Below are 19,400 nucleotides of genomic sequence, written 5' to 3'. Positions count from 1 at the left end.
TTAATTTTTTTTTAATTAATTTTTATACAGTTTTTCACGCTTTTTGAAAGCCCTACAATAAATTTCAAAAATCGTGGAAAATTCCAAACAGATTTTTCAGACCAGCAGCAAAAAACGCTGGAAAAGTGTACAGTGGGGAAGCCGTGTTTTTATTTTTATAGGAATACTGCTTCTGCTTGCTTTAGGTCTGATGATGACTCTGGACAGAAGTCCTAAAATACCTTTTAAAGAAGATTATAAAGCGGTAATTACAGCCAATAAACCTTATCTTCAGGAGAATAAAATTTCCAAAGAATACAAAGGTTTCAGAAGCTTTATTTCTGAAAAAACAATCCATACCAGCCTCGACAAAATTGAGAAGGCAAGAGCAGAAAGATACCAAAATCAGAACCGAAACTGGGCTCAGTTTCCGGGAGGAATCCGTTCTGCATTTTATGTTGCGTGGGATCCCCAATCGCTGATGTCTCTGAAAAGAAATATCAGACACGTCAATCTTGTTTTTCCTGAATGGTTTTTCCTTGATCCCAAAACAGGTGATCTGAAAACCAATGTAGATCCGGAAGGATATAAAGTGATCAAAAGAACTGGTGTCGCTGCTATGCCTATGTTGAGTAATAACTCAGACAGAGAATTCCGTTCCGAAGGGCTGGTGAAAGTTCTTAATGATCCACAAAAAAGAACCCATCTGATTCAAAAAATCACCCAGCAATGTCTAAAATATCATTTCAAAGGAATTAATATTGACTTTGAGGATATGAACCTGAATTCTGATGATAATCTGATTGCTTTTATGAAAGAACTTTCAGAGACCTTCAAAAAGAATCAGTTGCTGGTGACTATGGATATCATGACGGATAATGATGATTACAATATCCCAAGACTGAATCCCTATGTAGATTACTTTGTGCTGATGGCTTATGATGAGTATTCTGCAGGAAGTGATGCAGGTCCGGTTTCTTCTCAAAAATGGATTGAAGAGCAGACGGGGAAAATAGTAAAACAAACCTCTCCTCAAAAGATTATTCTTGGTTTAGGTGCTTATGGTTACGACTGGAGTTCCAATAAAGATGATAATACCTCTGTTACTTATATGCAGGCAATTACAAAAGCAAGTGCAAGTAAAGCGGTTATTGATTTTAATGACAATACTTTTAATTTAAATTATTCTTATACCGATTCTAAAAATTTAACCCATACCGTATTTTTCAATGACGCAGCTTCTATTTTCAATACAATGCGTTTCTCTTCAGAATATCCTCTGGCAGGAACAGCACTCTGGAGATTGGGAAGTGAAGACAGCAGAGTCTGGAATTTCTACGATAAAGATCTTACTTTCGCCGGACTTTCAAAAGTGAATTTGAAATCGCTTGAAAATGTAAAAGGGCAGACCATGGTGGATTACATCGGTGACGGAGAAGTACTGGATGTTCTGAACACCCCTCATGATGGAAAAATTGCACTGGAAATTGATCCGAAAGAGAAAATTATCACAGACGAAAATTATGTCACTTACCCAAGTTCTTATGAAGTAAAAAAATATGGAAGTGCTCCTCAGAAAGAACTCGTCCTCACTTTTGACGATGGTCCGGATGAAACCTATACGCCGCAGGTATTGGATATTCTGTCCAAATACCATGTTCCGGCAGCCTTCTTTCTGGTAGGACTCAACGCAGAAAAAAACCTTCCGCTTGTAAAGAGAATTTATCGGGAAGGACATGAAATAGGAAATCACACCTTTACCCACGAAAATGTAGCAAAAGTAAGCCCGGAAAGAGCTCTGCTGGAAATGAAACTGACAAGACTATTAATCGAATGTATTACAGGTCACAGCACAATTCTCTTCAGAGCTCCCTATAACGCAGACTCTGAGCCTACCACTTCAGAAGAGATTATTCCGGTAGCATTGGCCAGACAGCAAAATTATCTTGATATAGGGGAAAATATAGATCCTGAAGACTGGCAGCCGGGAATAAAAGCAGATGAAATCGTAAAACGTGTAATGGCCGGAATCAAGCATGAGAGAGGAAATATCATTCTTCTCCATGATGCAGGTGGAGATACCAGAGAAGAAACGGTAAAAGCTTTAAAAATTCTGATCCCGACTCTTCAGAAACAAGGGTATCATTTTACAAACCTGACGAATATTCTGCACAAAAGCAGAAGCGAGCTGATGCCTGAAGTTCCTAAAACAAGATCGTATTACATCATGCAGCTGAACCTTGTGTTGGCAACGGTTATCTATGGAATAAGCCATTTCCTGGTGGCCTTGTTTACTATTTTCATTGTGTTGGGACTGATCAGACTATTGCTAATGGCGTACTGGGCTTTTAAAGAAAGAAAAAAAGAAAAAAAACTGGGAGGATTTCCGGTGTTGGAATCCTATCCGAAGGTTTCCATCATAGTTCCTGCTTACAATGAAGAAGTGAATATTGTTTCTTCCCTGCAGAACTTATTGAAACAGACTTACCCTAATTTTAATATTATTATGGTAGATGACGGAAGTAAAGACTCTACTTATGAAAAAGCATTGGAAGCATTTCCGGATCATCCGAAACTGAAAATCTTTACCAAAGGAAACGGTGGAAAAGCCACTGCTTTGAACTTTGGGATATCGCAGACCGATGCAGAATATGTAGTATGTATTGATGCCGATACCAAACTACAGCAGGATGCGGTGAAATATCTTATTGCAAGATTTTTAAATTCAAATCCTGAAGAAAAAATTGCAGCTGTAGCAGGAAATGTAAAAGTAGGAAACAGAGTCAACTGGCTTACCAGATGGCAGGCTATAGAATATACAACAAGTCAGAATTTTGACAGACTGGCGTATGCTCATATCAATGCGATTACCGTAATTCCGGGAGCGATTGGAGCATTTAAAAAATCTGTAATTATTGAAGCTAGAGGTTATTCGTCCGATACCCTGGCAGAAGATTGTGATATTACGGTGAAAATATTAAAAGCCGGATATACTGTAGCGAACGAAAACAGAGCAATAGCAGTTACTGAAGCTCCTGAAACCACGAAACAGTTTTTAAAACAACGTTTCCGCTGGACCTACGGAATCATGCAGATGTTCTGGAAACAGAGACAAACTTTCCTTAACCCCAAATATAAAGGATTGGGACTTTGGGCAATGCCGAATATTTTATTATTCCAATACATCATCCCATTTTTCTCGCCATTGGCAGATGTAATTATGTTCTTTGGAATCCTGTCCGGAAACGGAGACAAAATATTCACCTATTATCTGATCTTCCTTTTGGTGGATGCTTCATTAGCATTAGTAGCATTCATTATGCAGCGGGAAAAACTGATCAATCTCCTGTATATTATTCCACAGAGATTCGGGTATAGATGGCTGATGTATATTGTATTATTTAAAAGTTTAAGAAAAGCACTGAAAGGCGAAATGCAGTCCTGGGGATTCCTGAAAAGAACCGGGAATGTAAAAGAGATAGCAACTTCTTAATGAGGTTGGAGGCTGGAAGAGTGAGGCTGGAGGTTGTTTTCTCAGTTATCATTTTTTTACGATTCTTATAACTTCCAGCTTCTGCCTCCTATTGTCTGATTTTCCAGTAAAGATTTGAACCAAAAAAAATATAATTAGGTAGCTGGAGGTTGTTTTATGACTTTCATAACTTCCAGCTTCCTGCTCCCAACTTCTCACTTATAATACTTTCATGTTATTTATTTAAATTTGTTTTCATATTCAAGTAACAAATCCGAAATAAATCATACATATTCTAAAAATTGTTATCATAATGAAAAAAATAACGCTTTCTTTGTTTTTAATAGCAGGGATCTGCACTCAGACTACGATGAGCGCACAAGCTAAAGCTGCTAAAGTAGCAGTGAATAACACAGACAAAGGTTTAGACCTTAGCTTGATGGACACTTCAGTGCGTCCTCAGGATGATTTTTACAACTACGTGAGTGGAACTTGGATGAAAACAGCCAAAATTCCATCTGACAAACCAACTTGGGGAAGCTTCAACAAACTGGCTGAGGATACGGATAACAATTCCATGACAATCCTGAACTCTCTTCTGAAAGATAAATTTGCTGACGGAAGTGAAGGGAAAAAAATTCAGGATCTGTATGCTACTTATATGAACATGCAGAAGAGAAATGCTGACGGAATTAAACCAATCCAGGAAAACCTGAACAAGATTGACGCTATTAAAAATATGGCTGATCTTCAGAACTACCTTACTTCTGTAACCAAAGAAGGTGAAAACGTTTTCTACGGATGGGGAGTAGATGCAGACCTTAAAGATTCTAAAATGAATGCCGTTTACTTAGGTAATGCTTCTCTAGGTTTAGGAAGAGATTACTATCAGAAGGTAAACGAGAAAAATACTGAAGCTATTGCTGAATATCAGAAATATGTAGCTTCCATGCTAAAAGAATTAGGGTACAAAAATGCTGATGAAGCAGCAAAAGGTATCGTTAATTATGAAAAGAGCATCGCACAAACTTACCTGACCAACGAGCAGAGCCGTGATAATACGCTTCAGTACAATCCTAAGACGATGGCTGAACTTTCTGCTTTGGTAAAAAATGTTGACCTTCCAGGTTATCTTAAAAAAGTAGGCGTAAATTCTGACAAAGTAATTATCAGCGAATTAGGATTCTATAAGAACTTCGATAAATTGGTGAATGCTCAGAATCTTCCTGTAATCAAAGATTATCTGAAATTCCACATGATCCACGGAAGTGCTTCTTACTTAAGTGAAAACTTAGGAAACATGAAGTTTGCTTTCTATGGTAAATACCTGAGAGGACAACAGGAACAAAGAGCTCTTAACAAAAGAGGATTTGAGTTGATCAATGGTTCTTTAGGAGAAGCTTTCGGAAAATTATATGTTGAGAAATATTTCCCTGCTGAAGCAAAAGCTCAGATGGTGGAATTGATCGACTACTTAAAGAAAAGTTTCGCTGTTCACATCAACAATTTAGCTTGGATGTCTTCAACCACGAAGGAGAAAGCAATGCAGAAGCTGAACAAGTTCACTGTAAAAGTGGCTTATCCGGACAAATGGAAAGACTATTCAAAATTAAATATCGTTTCTGAAGCTAAAGGAGGAAATCTATATCAAAACCTTCAGAACATCGGTGAATGGCAGTATAACAAAGATTTAGCTAAAATTGGTAAGCCTGTAGATAAAACAGAATGGGGAATGACTCCACAGACTGTAAATGCATATTACAATCCGGTAAACAACGAGATTGTATTCCCTGCAGCAATCCTTCAGCCGCCATTCTTTAACCCTAAAGCTGATGCTGCTGTAAACTTCGGAGGTATCGGTGCGGTTATCGGTCACGAAATGAGCCACGGATTTGATGATTCAGGTGCACAGTTCGATGCAGACGGTAACTTAGTAGACTGGTGGACTCCGGAAGATAAAGCAAACTTCGAAAAAGCTACAAAAGCCCTTGCTTCTCAGTATGACAAATACGAGCCTGTAAAAGGAACTTTTGTAAACGGTACTTTCACAAACGGTGAAAATATCGCTGACTTAGGAGGAGTAAATATTGCTTATGACGCTCTTCAAATGTACTTGAAAGACAAAGGAAACCCAGGAAAAATTAGTGGATTCACTCAGGATCAGAGATTCTTCCTAAGTTGGGCAACCGTTTGGAGAACATTATCAAGTGAGAAATATATGGTGAATCAGGTGAAAACTGATCCACACTCTCCAGGATATTTCAGAAGTTTTGGTCCGCTTATCAACGTTGACGCTTTCTACAAAGCATTCGACGTTAAAAAAGGAGACAAATTATACAAGACTCCGGAAGACAGAATCAAAATCTGGTAACAATAACAACCGCTCAGCAATGGGCGGTTTTGTTTTTTTAGGTAGCAGGTGATAGATGATAGGTTGCAGGGAATGGGTTTTAGGGATTAGGGAAAATAGGTAATAAGTAATAAGTAATAAGTAATAAGTAATAAGTAATAAGGGCTGTGATAAGCAATCGAGGGGACAATTTTTACAATAACGGTTTCCATCATTCCCCTTCCTTGGAGGGGTGTCAAAAATTCAAAGAATTTTTGACGGGGTGGTTCTCTACATTATAACTTTAGACCTTAAACTATGAACTTTAAACTTTGAATTATTAATTATCATTCACTACATATCATTAAAGTTTGTATATTTGATAAGTTTGTGTAAAATCAAAAATTATCTTTAATGAAAAAGCTAAATATTGGAATACTTGCCCTTTCGGGTATCGTATTTCTTAATTCGTGTGGAGCAGCTAAGACTGCAGGGACAGACAATAAAACAGAAGCTACAGCAAAAGTAGCTGAACCGGTAAAAGAAGAAGCAAAAGAAGAGGGAATCAATTTATCGTATATGGATACCAGTGTCCGTCCACAAGATGACTTTTTTAGCTATGTGAATGGAAATTGGGTAAAAACAACTCAGATTCCTTCCGATAAAGCAAACTGGGGTTCTTTCAATGCATTGAGAGAAAATGTAGATGATGCTTCATTAGATATCTTAAACAAAATTCTTACAGAATCATATCCTGCCGGGTCAGAAGGACAGAAAATCCAGAATCTGTATGCCTCTTTTATGGATACCAATAAGAGAAATGCAGAAGGTCTGGCTCCTATCAAAGCTGATCTTGCCAAAGTAGATGCTATTAAAAGTCTTGGTGATCTTCAGAAATATCTTTTGGAAGCTACAAGATTAGGCGATAACTCTTTCTACGGATGGAGAGTAGGTGCTGATATGAAGAATTCCAATATGAATGCTGTATATCTTGGCGGTCCGGATTTAGGATTAGGACGAGATTACTATCAGAAAGTAAATGATGCCAATACTAAAACATTAGCAGAATATCAAACCTACGTTGGAAAACTATTCGGAGTTTTAGGATATAAAAATACTACTCAGGCTGCACAGAATGTGGTAGATTTTGAAAAACAGCTTGCTAATTATTTATTGACTCTTGAGCAGAACAGAGATGCCAATTTAAGATACAACCCTAAAAATGTATCAGAATTATCAGGGCTTGTGAAAAACGTTGACCTGGCAAAATATCTGAAAGATGCAGGAGTAAACACAGACCGAGTGATCATCGGAGAACTGAAATATTACCAGAACATGGATCAGTTCATTACCCAGAAAAACCTTCCTTTACTGAAAGATTATCTGAAATATCACATCATCAATGGAAATGCAAGCAACCTGGATGACAATTTAGAGCAGATCAGATTCGATTTTTATGCTAAATATTTACAGGGTCAGAAAGAACAGCGTCCGATGAACAAAAGAGGGCTTACCCTTGTAAATGGTGTTCTTGGTGAAGCTTTCGGAAAATTGTATGTAGACAAATATTTCACTCCTGAAGCTAAGAAGCAGATGGAAACGTATATTGATTACCTTTTAAAATCCTTCAAGACACATATTGCAAATATCGACTGGATGTCTCCTGAAACCAAAGTAAAAGCTCAGGAAAAACTATCCAAGTTTACCGTGAAAATTGCTTATCCGGATAAATGGAAAGATTATACTCAGTTGAAAGTAGAATCACCAAAAGAAGGTGCTACATTATATTCTAATCTTCAGAATGTTGCAGCATGGCAGTATCAGAGAAGTTTAGATAAAGTAGGAAAACCTGTAGACAAAACAGAATGGGGAATGTCTCCACAAACGGTAAATGCGTACTACAGTGGATCAAACAACGAAATTGTATTCCCTGCAGCCATTCTTCAGCCACCTTTCTATAACCCTAAAGCTGACGCAGCAGTAAACTTCGGAGGTATTGGTGCCGTTATCGGTCATGAGATTTCTCACGGATTTGACGACAGTGGTTCACGTTTCGATGGAGATGGTAACCTTAACAACTGGTGGAGTGATGCAGACCGTAAAAACTTTGATGCAAAAGTAGGTCAGTTAGCCGCTCAGTACAGTGCTTACGAACCTGTAAAAGGAAGCTTCGTAAACGGTAAATTTACAAGCGGTGAAAACATCGGTGACTTAGGTGGAGTAGCAGTAGCTTACGATGCCCTTCAGATGTATTTAAAAGATAAAGGAAACCCAGGAAAGATCAGCGGATTCACTCAGGATCAGAGATTCTTTATGAGCTGGGCTACTGTTTGGAGAACAAAAGCTACCGATCAGTACATGATTAATCAGGTGAAAACAGATCCACACTCTCCGGGAATGTTCAGAGCTTTCGGTCCATTGGTTAATCAGGACTCATTCATCAAAGCATTTGATATCAAACCGGGAGACAAATTGTATAAAGCTCCTCAGGACAGAATAAAAATCTGGTAATTTTACCATAAATTGTTAGAAAAGAAAGAATCCGCCTCAATATGAGACGGATTCTTTTTTAATATTCTTTCTTATAGTTCCGGAGCACAAACTTTATTCCCGTTTCTATAATATCTCCCATAGTTTTACAATATTTGAAATTGACATCATAGGTGAGTTTTTGTAAAGCCGTTCTTAGTTCTATGACATTAGCTTCCGGTGCAAGATTGTCTTTTTTCATAATAGAAATGAGTTCATCAAATCTGTTTTGACTGCTCGTTACTCTTTTTACAATTTGTGAACGTACCTCCTTACGGTATTGCTCTATAGAACTTGGCTTCAGTTTTTCCAATACCATGGTCACCATTTGATTGTTTTCTTTGAAATACTGTGGAAGATAAACTTTCAGATTTCCCTCATACGTTTGCTGATCAAAATCGATAGGGCGGATTCTGTAAATAACCTGGTCGAAATCATGGATGGGAATCACCACATAATTATAAGAACGCATATCACCAAGAAGCCCAATGAGACAACGCTCATTAAATTTCACAAATTCTTTGGAAATCTGTGCCTTTTCAAGATCTGAACAGTTGGATAAATGTTTCTGAATAAAAACATCTCCGGGAATTCCTAAAATATGTTCTTCAATCAAAGTATTTTTATACACCAGAAAGTTAATCCGGTTGGGAGAAAGCAGATCTTCAAGCTCCAATCCGAATATCCGGGAAGCATCGGCCTGTTTAATGTAGAAATAAGTATAATTGTCATTCAACACATTTCTCACCCGAATCCGGAAAGGTTTAGAATTTCCGAAAGTACAAAAGTCGATGGTGTCCACTTTCAGATAAGGTAAAGTAGCGGTATCTCCATCAGAATGAAGAAGGGTATAAATTTTATTTAAGTTGGCCTCTATTTCTTTAAACTCATATTCAGAATACAGTACTCCCAGCCACAAAGTATCTTTGCCATCTTTATCCAGAATTCTCACACTGTCACTAAACCTTAAAAGATCTTCATACAGAAACTTAATCTTGGTAGTTCTGTTATATTTTTCCAAATATTGTTGTAATGCTTCTGAAACTGGAAATATCGGTTTTCTGAACGCTATTTTTACATCTTTCATGACACTGTTCACTTTGTTTAAATATAAAGAATATTTTTTTGTGAAATCTCAGGAATTCTCATTTTAACATTCATCACGCATGTTTATAAAAGAGTGAAGCGAACAAAAATTTTATTTTATTTTTCTTGGAAGACTTTATTTATTTTTTCATAGCTTAGTGATATCGTAATGTGGTGATTTTATGTTGAATAAATGTAAATAGATTTAGATGATTCAAGAAAAATCTTAGTAAAATTTTGTATGTTACAGTTTTTTTTTAAATTTAAACATTGGATTGGTAATTTATTTGATTCATCGGTAAATTATTCAAAGACAGATCCAAACCAAAATAGTAAATCTCAAAATAACAATAATATGGCAATGTTTAATTATGGTGTTGGCGGAAACGAGGTAAAAGTAGACGCTAATGAAGCTATTCAGGAAATACAGGAAAATAAATCACTGATAGTAAGCCAACTTACAACAGACGAGTCTTATACCCCTGAAATCGTAACAGGATTAAAAACAGTGGAAGACGTTTTCAAACATTTTCAGCCTTCGGTATCGGTACAACACGAAACAGAAGATGGTGGAATGGTAGAAGAAGAATTCCGTTTTCAAAACCTTGGAGACTTTACCCCTAAAAGCCTTACTCAGAAGTCAGATTATCTGCAGCAATTGAGCATGGAACAGGAGCAGTACAATAAAATCGTACGTCAGCTGAAAACAAACAAAATTCTACGCAACATGCTGGAGAACGATCAGACAAGAGCAGCGTTTATAGAAGTATTGAAAGAAGTGGCACAAGAACTTGAAAAATAATTAAAGACTTACATTAAATCATGGATAGCAAATTACAGGCACAAGAGAGCCAGCAGCAGGGGCAGCAGCAACACGCAGGGCAGCCGAAAGGCAACCCGCTTGCAGAGCTCAATAAAATGGGAGGATTTGGCTTTGTTGAATCCGTTGTAGACGGTATTGCCAATATGAACCCAACAAGAAAGGCAAGAAAAGAAATCTTCCTGAACGATAGCAATAAATCCGACGAAAGAAAAGAACTTCTTCAGAAGATCAATCTTTGGGTAAACCTTTTAGAAGGTAGCGAATCTGCAGATAAAATGGCTGATACGTGCAAAAGTAAAGCACAACAGGCCGATCAGAACTTAAAAACAAACTTAAAAAATACACTGGATGCCGTTCGTATGTTGGAAACCAACTACAGAACAGTAGCTCAATTCTACAAGAATACGGAATTGGATAAAGTGGACAACGTAAGTATCGTGAATGCAAGCCTTGATCAGGTTTCCGATCTGGATAATCCTTTGTTCATCGATGCCATCTCAGAAGAATTCAAAAACTATTACGACCGTCTTGACCTTAGAGATAACTACTCAATCCTTGCAATACCAGGATATTTAGGATCTAATAAGGTCATCGAGAAATGGGCAAAAATCTGTAACGAAAACAAAGTAATGATGGTTACAGACTTCGCCAACCTTGATAAGCCGGATGATGTGGTAGATTTATTCCACTCTGCTAACCTTACAGGAGGTGAACTTCACAGAAGTAACGTTATTATGACGTGTAACTGGCTGGTAGGACGTGGTAAAGCTGAAGAAGTAGGGGAAGAAGAAAACGTAGAACTTCCACCTTCCACTTCATTAGCAGGAAAAATCCACAAAACACTGATGTCTCAGGTAGCAGCAGGTAAAAAACATGGTAACATCAACGAAGTAGACGCAGTAAAATTCGAATTGAAGAAAAGTGAAATTTCTCAATTGGAAAAAATGGGTCTTGTACCAATGGTAAACGAGTACGGAAAAATTATGGCTTTCTCAGCGAAGACCTTATTTACAGGAGACAATATCGGTCTTCAGACATATTCTGTAGTTCGTGTATTCGACTATGTAACCAAGGTATTGCTTGACTTCCTGAACAGAAGAGCTTTCGAAAACTGGAATGCTAAAAACGAAGACGATTTGAGAAGACAGATTGTTACTTTCCTTGACAATATCAAAGGACCGGACAAGTTGATCGAGAAATTCAAAATTGTTCGTTTCGAGCAGGATAGAGTAAATAAAGACAGAGTATGGCTGGATATCCGTATGACCCCTTATTTCCCTACAAAAAGTTTCGTTATTAAACTGGACGGACACAAAGGAGATGACGGTAACGAATGGGATGCAGAATACACTCAGGAGTAACATAAACGTACTTTATATAACAAAAACCGATGCAATATTACATCGGTTTTTTTTCAACCAACACCTATGAAATTGAATATGAATAAAACTCTTATTATTGGATTACCCTTTATGTTGATCATCCTTTTGATAAGTTGTGAAAAAAAATACCAAAGTCCGGGCACTTACGAAAATGATCTTTTCGCACAGGAACGTCAGGAAGGAAAAGCATACATCATGAATAGAGATGAATGTTTTGATGGCAGTGAACTTGTACTTGCAAGTTCAGAGGTAAAACTGGCAGACAGTTCAAAAGGCCGCGGAAAATCATTCTATCTTTATAAAGTAAGATCAGGAAAAGTTTTGAAAACAGTGAGAGATTCTACTGTAGATATGCCAATGATGTTTTTATCTCAGTATAAATTAAAAATCAAAAATACGGATTCTATGTATGTGTATCTGAAGAAGCTTGAAGGATACCGTTTTATAGCCAAAGACAGAAACCTTAAGTACCAATGGTTAAAGGCCGCTCCTGTATATTCTGTTAAAGCTGATAAATAAGTTTTATCTTTGCATGATATAAGATGCTTCGGCTTAGCTCAGCATGACATTTTTCAAACATAAAACAAATGTTATTGAGTCTGTAAAGTCAAAGTATCTTTTAAAAGCAAAACAAAAATTTTTGGAGAAGGATAACCGAAGTTCAGATTTTCTGCATGTGGGCAGCAAAATTCTAGAATGGTATAAAAATAATGCAAGAGATCTGCCTTTCAGACAGACAAAAGACCCGTACAAAATCTGGATCTGTGAAATTGTATTTCAGCAGACGAGGATCAATCAGGGATTGAATCATTACAATAATTTTATTAAAAGATTTCCCGATGTAAAAACGTTGGCAGAAGCTGAAGAAAACGAAGTTTTACTCTATTGGAAGGGGCTGGGTTATTATTCCAGAGCGATCAATATTCATAAAGCTGCTCAACAGATCATGAATGATTATCATGGGGTTTTTCCTGATCAGTACGAAGAAATTTTAAAACTGAAAGGAGTAGGGAAATATACTGCAGCAGCGGTCTCAAGTATATGTTTTGGAGGGAAAATGCCTGCAGTTGACGGAAATTTTTACCGTGTTTTGAGCCGCCTTTTTGCCGATGATTTTGATATTTCAAATTCAAGAGCATTTACTTATTTCTCTGAACTGGCAGCTTTGGTAATGCCGGAAAATGTTGGAGATTTTAATCAGGCGATGATGGATATTGGTTCAGAAATCTGTAAACCCAAAAATCCATTGTGTGGAGAATGTCCTGTAAATAAAGACTGTCTGGCATTTTCTATGCAGAAAATTTCAGATTATCCCGTTAAAACAAAAAAAGTAAAAGCAGAAGATCTTGCGCTGACGTATTATTTTGTTCACAGAAACGGACAATTTCTGATCCGTCAGAGAACTGATGACTTCATCTGGAAGAAATTATTTGAGTTTCCAACAACTATTTCTACTAAGATGGAACTTTTCATTACAGGTTCAAAAACAGTTACCCATAAGCTGACTCATAAGAATTTAAGCATTGAAATATGGAATGTTGAGGTTACTTCTGAGAAGATCTGGAATGATTTTATCATTGAAAATCAGTACCTGATTACAGACGTTGAAGGCTCTCATGAAAAATCGTTTCCGAAGCCTCTGGAAAATTACATTCAAAACTCTCTGAAAGACTGAAATTTGTCTTCCGAAATCTGAAATCTAATTTGTACTTTTGCAAAATGATTAAAAAAGTCATTTTTATTTTTGTATCGCTGCTTTTAATTTCATGTGGAAAAGATCCTTCACCAAAACCTTATGGAGAATTGCGTCTTGAATATCCTACACCGAAATACCAAAAGTTTGAAAACGATTGTGCGTATACCTTTGAATATTCGGACTTTGCTTCGATTGCACCGGCCAAAAAACCTTGCTGGTTCTATCTGAACTATCCGAAAATGAAAGCGAAGCTTTTCGTTACCTATTATCCGATACAGAACGACTTTGCTGACCATATCAAGGAAGCCGAGAAAATGGTATATGAACATACCATCAAAGCCAGTTCCATAGATACAAAATCCTTTGAATACCCTGAAAAGAAAGTATACGGGAACTTCTATGAACTGAAAGGGCAGAGCGCTTCCAACCTTCAGTTTTACATTACAGACAGTACGAAACACTTCGTGACTGCTTACTTATACTTTAATACGAGACCGAAACCGGACTCTCTTGCGCCTGCAGTGAACTATATCAAAAATGATATGAAACACCTGCTGGACACCTTTGAATGGAAAAAATAATTACTTTTAATATACATTGAAAAATATATGAAACTTTTAGTTGTAGGAAGTGTTGCATTTGATGCAATTGAAACACCATTTGGTAAAACGGACAAAATTTTAGGAGGTGCAGCCACTTATATCGGAATCACTTCATCAATTTTAGGCGTTAAATCCGGAATTGTTTCTGTAGTAGGAGGAGACTTTCCACAGGAACATCTTGATATGTTCACAGACAGAGAGGTAAACATCGAAGGAATTGAAATCGTGAAAGAAGGAAAAACATTCTTCTGGTCTGGAAAATACCACAACGATCTGAATACAAGAGATACTTTGGCTACAGAAGTAAATGTACTGGAAAATTTTGATCCGAAAATCCCGGATTCAATGCAGGATGCCGAAATTTTGTTACTTGGAAACCTACACCCTGGAGTTCAGTTATCTGTACTTGAAAAAATGAACAACCGTCCTAAACTGGTTATCCTTGATACCATGAACTTCTGGATGGACTCTGCATGGGATATCTTAATGGATATGATTGCCAAAACAGATGTTATTACCATCAATGACGAAGAAGCAAGACAACTTTCAGGAGAATATTCTCTGGTAAAAGCTGCTAAAAAGATCCACACAATGGGTCCTGAATATGTAATTATCAAAAAAGGAGAGCACGGAGCTTTACTTTTTCATGACAATAAAGTATTTGCTATTCCGGCACTTCCTTTAGAAGATGTTTTCGATCCGACAGGAGCTGGAGATACTTTTGCAGGAGGTTTCGCGGCATATCTTGCTAAAAAAGGGAAAATTGATTTCGAAACAATGAAGTCTGCCCTTATCGTAGGATCTGCAATGGCTTCATTCACAGTAGAGAAATTCGGGACAGAAAGAATAGAAGAAGTAAACGAAGCAGATATGTTCAGCAGATTGAGACAATTCAAAGAATTAACGACATTTGATGTTGAACTGCAGTAAATAAGTCTTTTTAAGAAATATTTATAATAAAAAATTGAGTGAAATTCGTTAAGAATTCTAAATTTGCAACTTGTTAAAATAGTAAAATGACAAATAAACTAAAAATCACTTTTCTTCTTGGGATTTTCATCATGATATTCTCTTCAAATATGATGAATGCCCAGCTAAAACAAGGAGATTTGGTGGATGGTATTGCAGCTGTTATCGGGGATGAGATTGTATTGGAATCTGATGTAATCGAGCAGATGAATTATGGTAAACAGCAGGGAGCTGCCAACACAGACAAATGTGAGTTCCTGGAAAACCTTATCAGCAATAAGCTTCTTGTATACGAAGCAAAAAAAGATACCTTAATTGAAAATCGTTCTGCAGCAATCAAAGAACAGGCAAATGCAAAATACCGTCAGATGCTTTCTCAATTTCCGGATGAAAAAACAATGCTTGCAGCCTATAAGTTCAGAAATGCATATGAGCTGAAAAATGCTATTGAAAAAATAGATACAGACCAGTATTACGGACAGGCAAAGTACCAGAGAGTAACTGATAAAGCGGATGTAACTCCTAATGAGGTAACTGATTTTTACAACATGTATAAAACACAGTTGCCACAGGTAAAAGATGAAGTTACTTTAGCTCAGATTATGATCTACCCGTCACTTACGGAAGCTCACAAACAAGAACTTATCAACAGGTTGAAAAAAATCAAGCAGGATATTATCGGAGGTGAGACTTTTGAAAGCCAGGCAAGAATTTATTCTGAAGATGAAGGATCTGCTGCTAACGGAGGATTATATAAAAATATCAATAAAGGGCAGATGGTGAAGCCATTCGAAGCTGCAGCATTGAACCTTCAGGAAAATGAAATTTCAGATCCTATTGAATCTGAATTCGGATTCCATATTATTCAGTTAGTGAAAAGATCAGGTAAGGTATATGATGCAAGACACATCTTGTTAAAAGCTGTTCCTACTGATGACGAAATTAAAACTGCAAAAGCAAAATTAGACAGTATCAGAGGCCTTATCGTTGATGGTAAAATGACGTTTAAAGATGCTGCTTTTAAATATTCAGACGATAAAAGAACAAAATTCAATGCAGGGATTATTCCTGGAGCTGATGGTTCTGATAAAATCGAAAGAGAAAGTATCCCTGGAACAATCAGCTACGAATTGGCAGGATTAAACAAAGGTGATATCACTACTGCTTTTGAAGACGAAGAGAACAAGAGAAAACAAATCAAGATCATCAAAGTTGAAGATGTGATTCCTTCTCACCAGATTACTCTGGAGACAGATTTCAGCAGAATCAAGCAGATGGCGCTGAATAAAAAGAAAAGTGAAATGGTTGAAAAGTTTGTCAACTCCAAGTTGCCGACAACCTTTATTTCAATTGACGGACGTTACGACAGCTGTAACTTTAAGTCTAACTGGAAGAAACAATCCATGACAAAATAAAATCAAAACCTTCAGAATTTCTGAAGGTTTTTTTATTGATATATTTACAAAAACTAAAAGTATGGATTATGCTTTTTACCTTAGAAAATTTCATCAGGCAGCATCTGAAATCCCTGAAGAAAAAATTAGTAAATATGGGTTGAAAATATCTGTTGATACCGTTTTAGAATCGGTAGCCCTTAAAGTTTACAAGCCGGAATGGACAGGAGAGCCACAATCGCCTTTAGATGCTCAAGGAAGGATTTTCTTTTCAGTCTGGGTAAATGATAAAACTATCCGTGAAAATAAGATCTATTATAACATTCATGCGTTAAAGCTAAGAGCATTGAAAGCTTATAAAATACCCAGCAGAGAATTTGCCCAAAACTTCAGACAAGAGTTTGTAAAATACCAGAAAGACTGGCCTAATGTAAAGGTCAATTATGGCCCGCTGACATTAATGGAAGGCTGGCTGGAATTAAAACCTGATCATATAGAAAAAGATGTTTATGAACTCGCTCGAAGATTTTTAAATATCAGCCCAATTATTGACAGAGTTTTGGAACAGTATAAAAAATAAATATATCTGTTTTCCTGTATATTTTTAATCAATTGAAGGCTCTGGAAATCGTTGTTTTTATTATTTTTACACATGAGCAATTTTATAGATTTTAACGCTGCAAAAAAACTTCATGACATGGAGGTTACACACAATAGAATTTCACACCTTTTTAATATTAAATATCCAATTATCCAGGCAGGTATGATCTGGCATTCAGGATGGAGACTTGCTTCTGCAGTTTCTAACTGTGGAGGATTAGGAATAATAGGAGCAGGAAGTATGTATCCTGATATCCTGAGAGAAAATATCCAGAAATGTAAACTGGCAACAGATAAACCATTCGGGGTAAATGTGCCGATGTTATATCCTAATATTGATGAAATCATTCAGATTATTCTTGAAGAAGGAGTGAAAATTGTATTCACGTCAGCCGGTAACCCGAAAACCTATACGGAAACCCTTCAGAAAGAAGGAATAAAAGTAGCTCACGTAGTTTCTTCCACCAAATTTGCTGTAAAATGTGAAGATGCCGGGGTAGATGCCATTGTTGCAGAAGGTTTCGAAGCAGGAGGTCATAACGGAAGAGATGAAACCACCACATTCTGCCTTATTCCGAATGTAAAGAAACATATTTCTAAGCCGTTAATCGCAGCCGGAGGAATTGCTTTAGGTTCACAGATTAAAGCTGCCATGATTCTCGGTGCAGACGGTGTACAGATTGGTTCCCGCTTTGCTGCTACAACCGAAGCAAGTGCCCATGAAAACTGGAAAAAGAAGATCACAGAACTGCAGGAAGGAGATACCCATCTTACTTTGAAAGAGCTGGCACCTGTAAGAATGGTTAAAAATAAATTCTTCAATGAACTGGAGGATATTTATGTAAACGGAAGAGATAAAGACGCCTTAGTTGCTTCATTAGGACGAGCAAGAGCAAAGCGTGGAATGTTTGAAGGTGATATGGAAGATGGTGAACTGGAAATAGGCCAGGTTTCAGCTCTGATTGATGATATTCTTCCGGTAGAAACTGTTTTCAGCCACCTTTTAAGAGAATTTGAAGAAACAAAAATGCCAACTTTCTAAATATAATTTTATTCAATGGAGGGAAGAGTAATAGATGTAAAGGGACAAAAATTATATATCGAACACAATAATCAATTTCAAGACAGGCCTACGATTGTTTTTCTGCATGATTCATTAGGTTCAGTACAGCTTTGGAGAGATTTTCCAGCCAAACTATCCGAAACCACACAATGTAATATCCTTGGCTATGACCGTTTAGGTTATGGAAAATCATATCCAATGCCTACTCATATAAGACCAATCAATTATATGGAGTTGGAAGCAGATCTGCTGAATGATGTATTGACTGAAATGCATATTGATAAGGTTATTCTGTTCGGACACAGTGATGGGGGAACAATTGCTTTGATCACCGCTGCGAAATATCCTGAAAGAGTAGAAGCTGTCATTTGTGAAGCAGGTCATATTTTTGTGGAAGAGGTAACGTTGAAAGGGGTTTATGACGCCTGGGAAGCTTACAAAACGACCAATCTTCCCGAACGTTTACAGAAATATCATGGTGATAAAGTAGAAATGCTTTTCAAGGCCTGGACAGAAACCTGGACGCGTGAAGATTACAGAACCTGGAATATTGAATATCTCTTAAAAAATATTACTGCTCCATTATTATTTGTTCAGGGAGAAGCTGATGAATACGGTACATTGGATCAGGTAGAAAAAACGATTACCCAGGTGAGTGGAAGTGCGGAAAAATACATCATTCCCGGAATAGGACACACACCACATAAAGAATCTCCTGAGCTTGTATTGGAGAAAGCTACGGAATTTATTGGTAAATATTTTTAATCTGAACTTATAAAATATAGAAATAAGACACCTTGTAATCAGGGTGTCTTTATTGATATGAATGATAAATGAAATTGTATTTAAAGTAACTGCAGTTCAGCAGCAATGTTTTCCTTTGCCTGAGCTTCATACTTTTCCTTAAAATATTCAGTTTTAAAGATACTCTCTAGTTCGAGAAAATGTTTAAGCACTTTTTTTCGTCCCGGTTTGTAAAGGAAATCAGGATAAATAGAATACTCTTTTCTGATATTCTGAGTGTATTCTGAATAAGTTTTAAAATCTTTGCCCAGTACAGAAAGGTCAGCATCCAGAAGATAATTGGTATCCTCATCATCAGAGCTTTGGTGAGATTTTGTAGCCAGAATCTGTGCAGAAATTAATGAAATTTTATCTTGATTGATATGAAGTTCGGTAAGTCTTTTTTCTGCCTTGGCAGCACTTTTCTCTTCGTTAGCTTTGGAAGTTGCATCATAAATCACATCATGATAGAATACGGAAAAAGCAAGAGCTGTAAAATCTGAGATATTCATTCTTACTGCTTCAAGCTCACGAAACATATTTTCAAGATGGAGAAGATTGTGATAATGTCTGCCTTTTTCAGAATATCTGGTTTCAATTTCCCTCCACAGATCACGGATTAATTGCTGATCTTCTGTAAACGGAGCGCAAAGCTGTTCAAATTGATTTTTCAGATTCATAGAAATAAAGATA

The 19,400-nt window shown here is 36.9% G+C and carries 15 protein-coding genes; 13 read left to right on the top strand and 2 right to left on the bottom strand.

Annotation, left to right across the window (positions count from 1 at the left end):
- The first annotated feature begins 73 nt into the window (after positions 1-73).
- From ACMA47_RS05110 to ACMA47_RS05100, 3 genes are all read left to right on the top strand, one after another.
- A complete protein-coding gene (locus ACMA47_RS05110; RefSeq protein ID WP_413928932.1) occupies positions 74-3,472 on the top strand; it encodes a polysaccharide deacetylase family protein in 3,399 nt (1,132 codons plus the stop codon).
- Between the two features lie 292 nt (positions 3,473-3,764).
- Complete coding sequence (locus ACMA47_RS05105; RefSeq protein ID WP_413928931.1) at positions 3,765-5,822, top strand: M13 family metallopeptidase; 2,058 nt, start codon at positions 3,765-3,767, stop codon at positions 5,820-5,822.
- A 372-nt stretch (positions 5,823-6,194) separates the two neighbouring features.
- Positions 6,195-8,291, top strand: a complete 2,097-nt coding sequence (locus tag ACMA47_RS05100; protein ID WP_413928930.1) for a M13 family metallopeptidase — start codon at positions 6,195-6,197, stop codon at positions 8,289-8,291.
- 58 nt (positions 8,292-8,349) lie between these two features.
- On the opposite strand, the gene ACMA47_RS05095 is transcribed toward ACMA47_RS05100, so the two are convergent.
- Positions 8,350-9,396, bottom strand: a complete 1,047-nt coding sequence (locus tag ACMA47_RS05095; RefSeq protein WP_413928929.1) for a hypothetical protein — start codon at positions 9,394-9,396, stop codon at positions 8,350-8,352.
- Positions 9,397-9,750: 354 nt separating this feature from the next.
- On the opposite strand from ACMA47_RS05095, the gene ACMA47_RS05090 reads away from it, so the two are divergent.
- From ACMA47_RS05090 to ACMA47_RS05045, 10 genes are all read left to right on the top strand, one after another.
- On the top strand, positions 9,751-10,197 hold the full coding sequence (locus ACMA47_RS05090; protein WP_034692320.1) for a type VI secretion system contractile sheath small subunit: 447 nt from the start codon (positions 9,751-9,753) through the stop codon (positions 10,195-10,197).
- A gap of 20 nt (positions 10,198-10,217) precedes the next feature.
- The gene (locus ACMA47_RS05085) at positions 10,218-11,579 is read left to right on the top strand and encodes a DUF5458 family protein (protein WP_034692114.1); all 1,362 of its coding nucleotides are present in this window, start codon (positions 10,218-10,220) and stop codon (positions 11,577-11,579) included.
- Positions 11,580-11,657: 78 nt separating this feature from the next.
- Positions 11,658-12,119 (top strand): hypothetical protein, encoded by a 462-nt coding sequence (locus tag ACMA47_RS05080; RefSeq protein ID WP_413928928.1) that lies wholly within the window; start codon positions 11,658-11,660, stop codon positions 12,117-12,119.
- A 121-nt stretch (positions 12,120-12,240) separates the two neighbouring features.
- Positions 12,241-13,275, top strand: coding sequence for an A/G-specific adenine glycosylase (gene mutY / locus ACMA47_RS05075; RefSeq protein WP_413928927.1), 1,035 nt, complete (start codon positions 12,241-12,243; stop codon positions 13,273-13,275).
- A gap of 44 nt (positions 13,276-13,319) precedes the next feature.
- A complete protein-coding gene (gene gldD / locus ACMA47_RS05070) occupies positions 13,320-13,877 on the top strand; it encodes a gliding motility lipoprotein GldD (protein ID WP_413928926.1) in 558 nt (185 codons plus the stop codon).
- Between the two features lie 27 nt (positions 13,878-13,904).
- Positions 13,905-14,828, top strand: a complete 924-nt coding sequence (locus ACMA47_RS05065; RefSeq protein WP_034692120.1) for a PfkB family carbohydrate kinase — start codon at positions 13,905-13,907, stop codon at positions 14,826-14,828.
- Between the two features lie 86 nt (positions 14,829-14,914).
- On the top strand, positions 14,915-16,282 hold the full coding sequence (locus tag ACMA47_RS05060) for a peptidylprolyl isomerase (RefSeq protein WP_034692121.1): 1,368 nt from the start codon (positions 14,915-14,917) through the stop codon (positions 16,280-16,282).
- A 61-nt stretch (positions 16,283-16,343) separates the two neighbouring features.
- Positions 16,344-16,841 (top strand): hypothetical protein, encoded by a 498-nt coding sequence (locus ACMA47_RS05055; protein ID WP_413928925.1) that lies wholly within the window; start codon positions 16,344-16,346, stop codon positions 16,839-16,841.
- A gap of 72 nt (positions 16,842-16,913) precedes the next feature.
- On the top strand, positions 16,914-17,903 hold the full coding sequence (locus tag ACMA47_RS05050; RefSeq protein ID WP_413928924.1) for an NAD(P)H-dependent flavin oxidoreductase: 990 nt from the start codon (positions 16,914-16,916) through the stop codon (positions 17,901-17,903).
- A 15-nt stretch (positions 17,904-17,918) separates the two neighbouring features.
- Complete coding sequence (locus ACMA47_RS05045) at positions 17,919-18,689, top strand: alpha/beta fold hydrolase (RefSeq protein WP_413928923.1); 771 nt, start codon at positions 17,919-17,921, stop codon at positions 18,687-18,689.
- Between the two features lie 80 nt (positions 18,690-18,769).
- Here the strand turns inward: ACMA47_RS05045 and ACMA47_RS05040 are convergent, their stop codons facing one another.
- The gene (locus ACMA47_RS05040) at positions 18,770-19,387 is read right to left on the bottom strand and encodes a hypothetical protein (RefSeq protein ID WP_413928922.1); all 618 of its coding nucleotides are present in this window, start codon (positions 19,385-19,387) and stop codon (positions 18,770-18,772) included.
- Between the last annotated feature and the right edge of the window lie 13 nt (positions 19,388-19,400).

Origin of the sequence: Chryseobacterium sp. T20 (assembly GCF_047345655.1) — a bacterium.
GTDB lineage: Bacteria > Bacteroidota > Bacteroidia > Flavobacteriales > Weeksellaceae > Chryseobacterium.
Note: the sequence above shows the minus strand (reverse complement) of the source record. Positions and strands in the feature narration are given on the sequence as shown.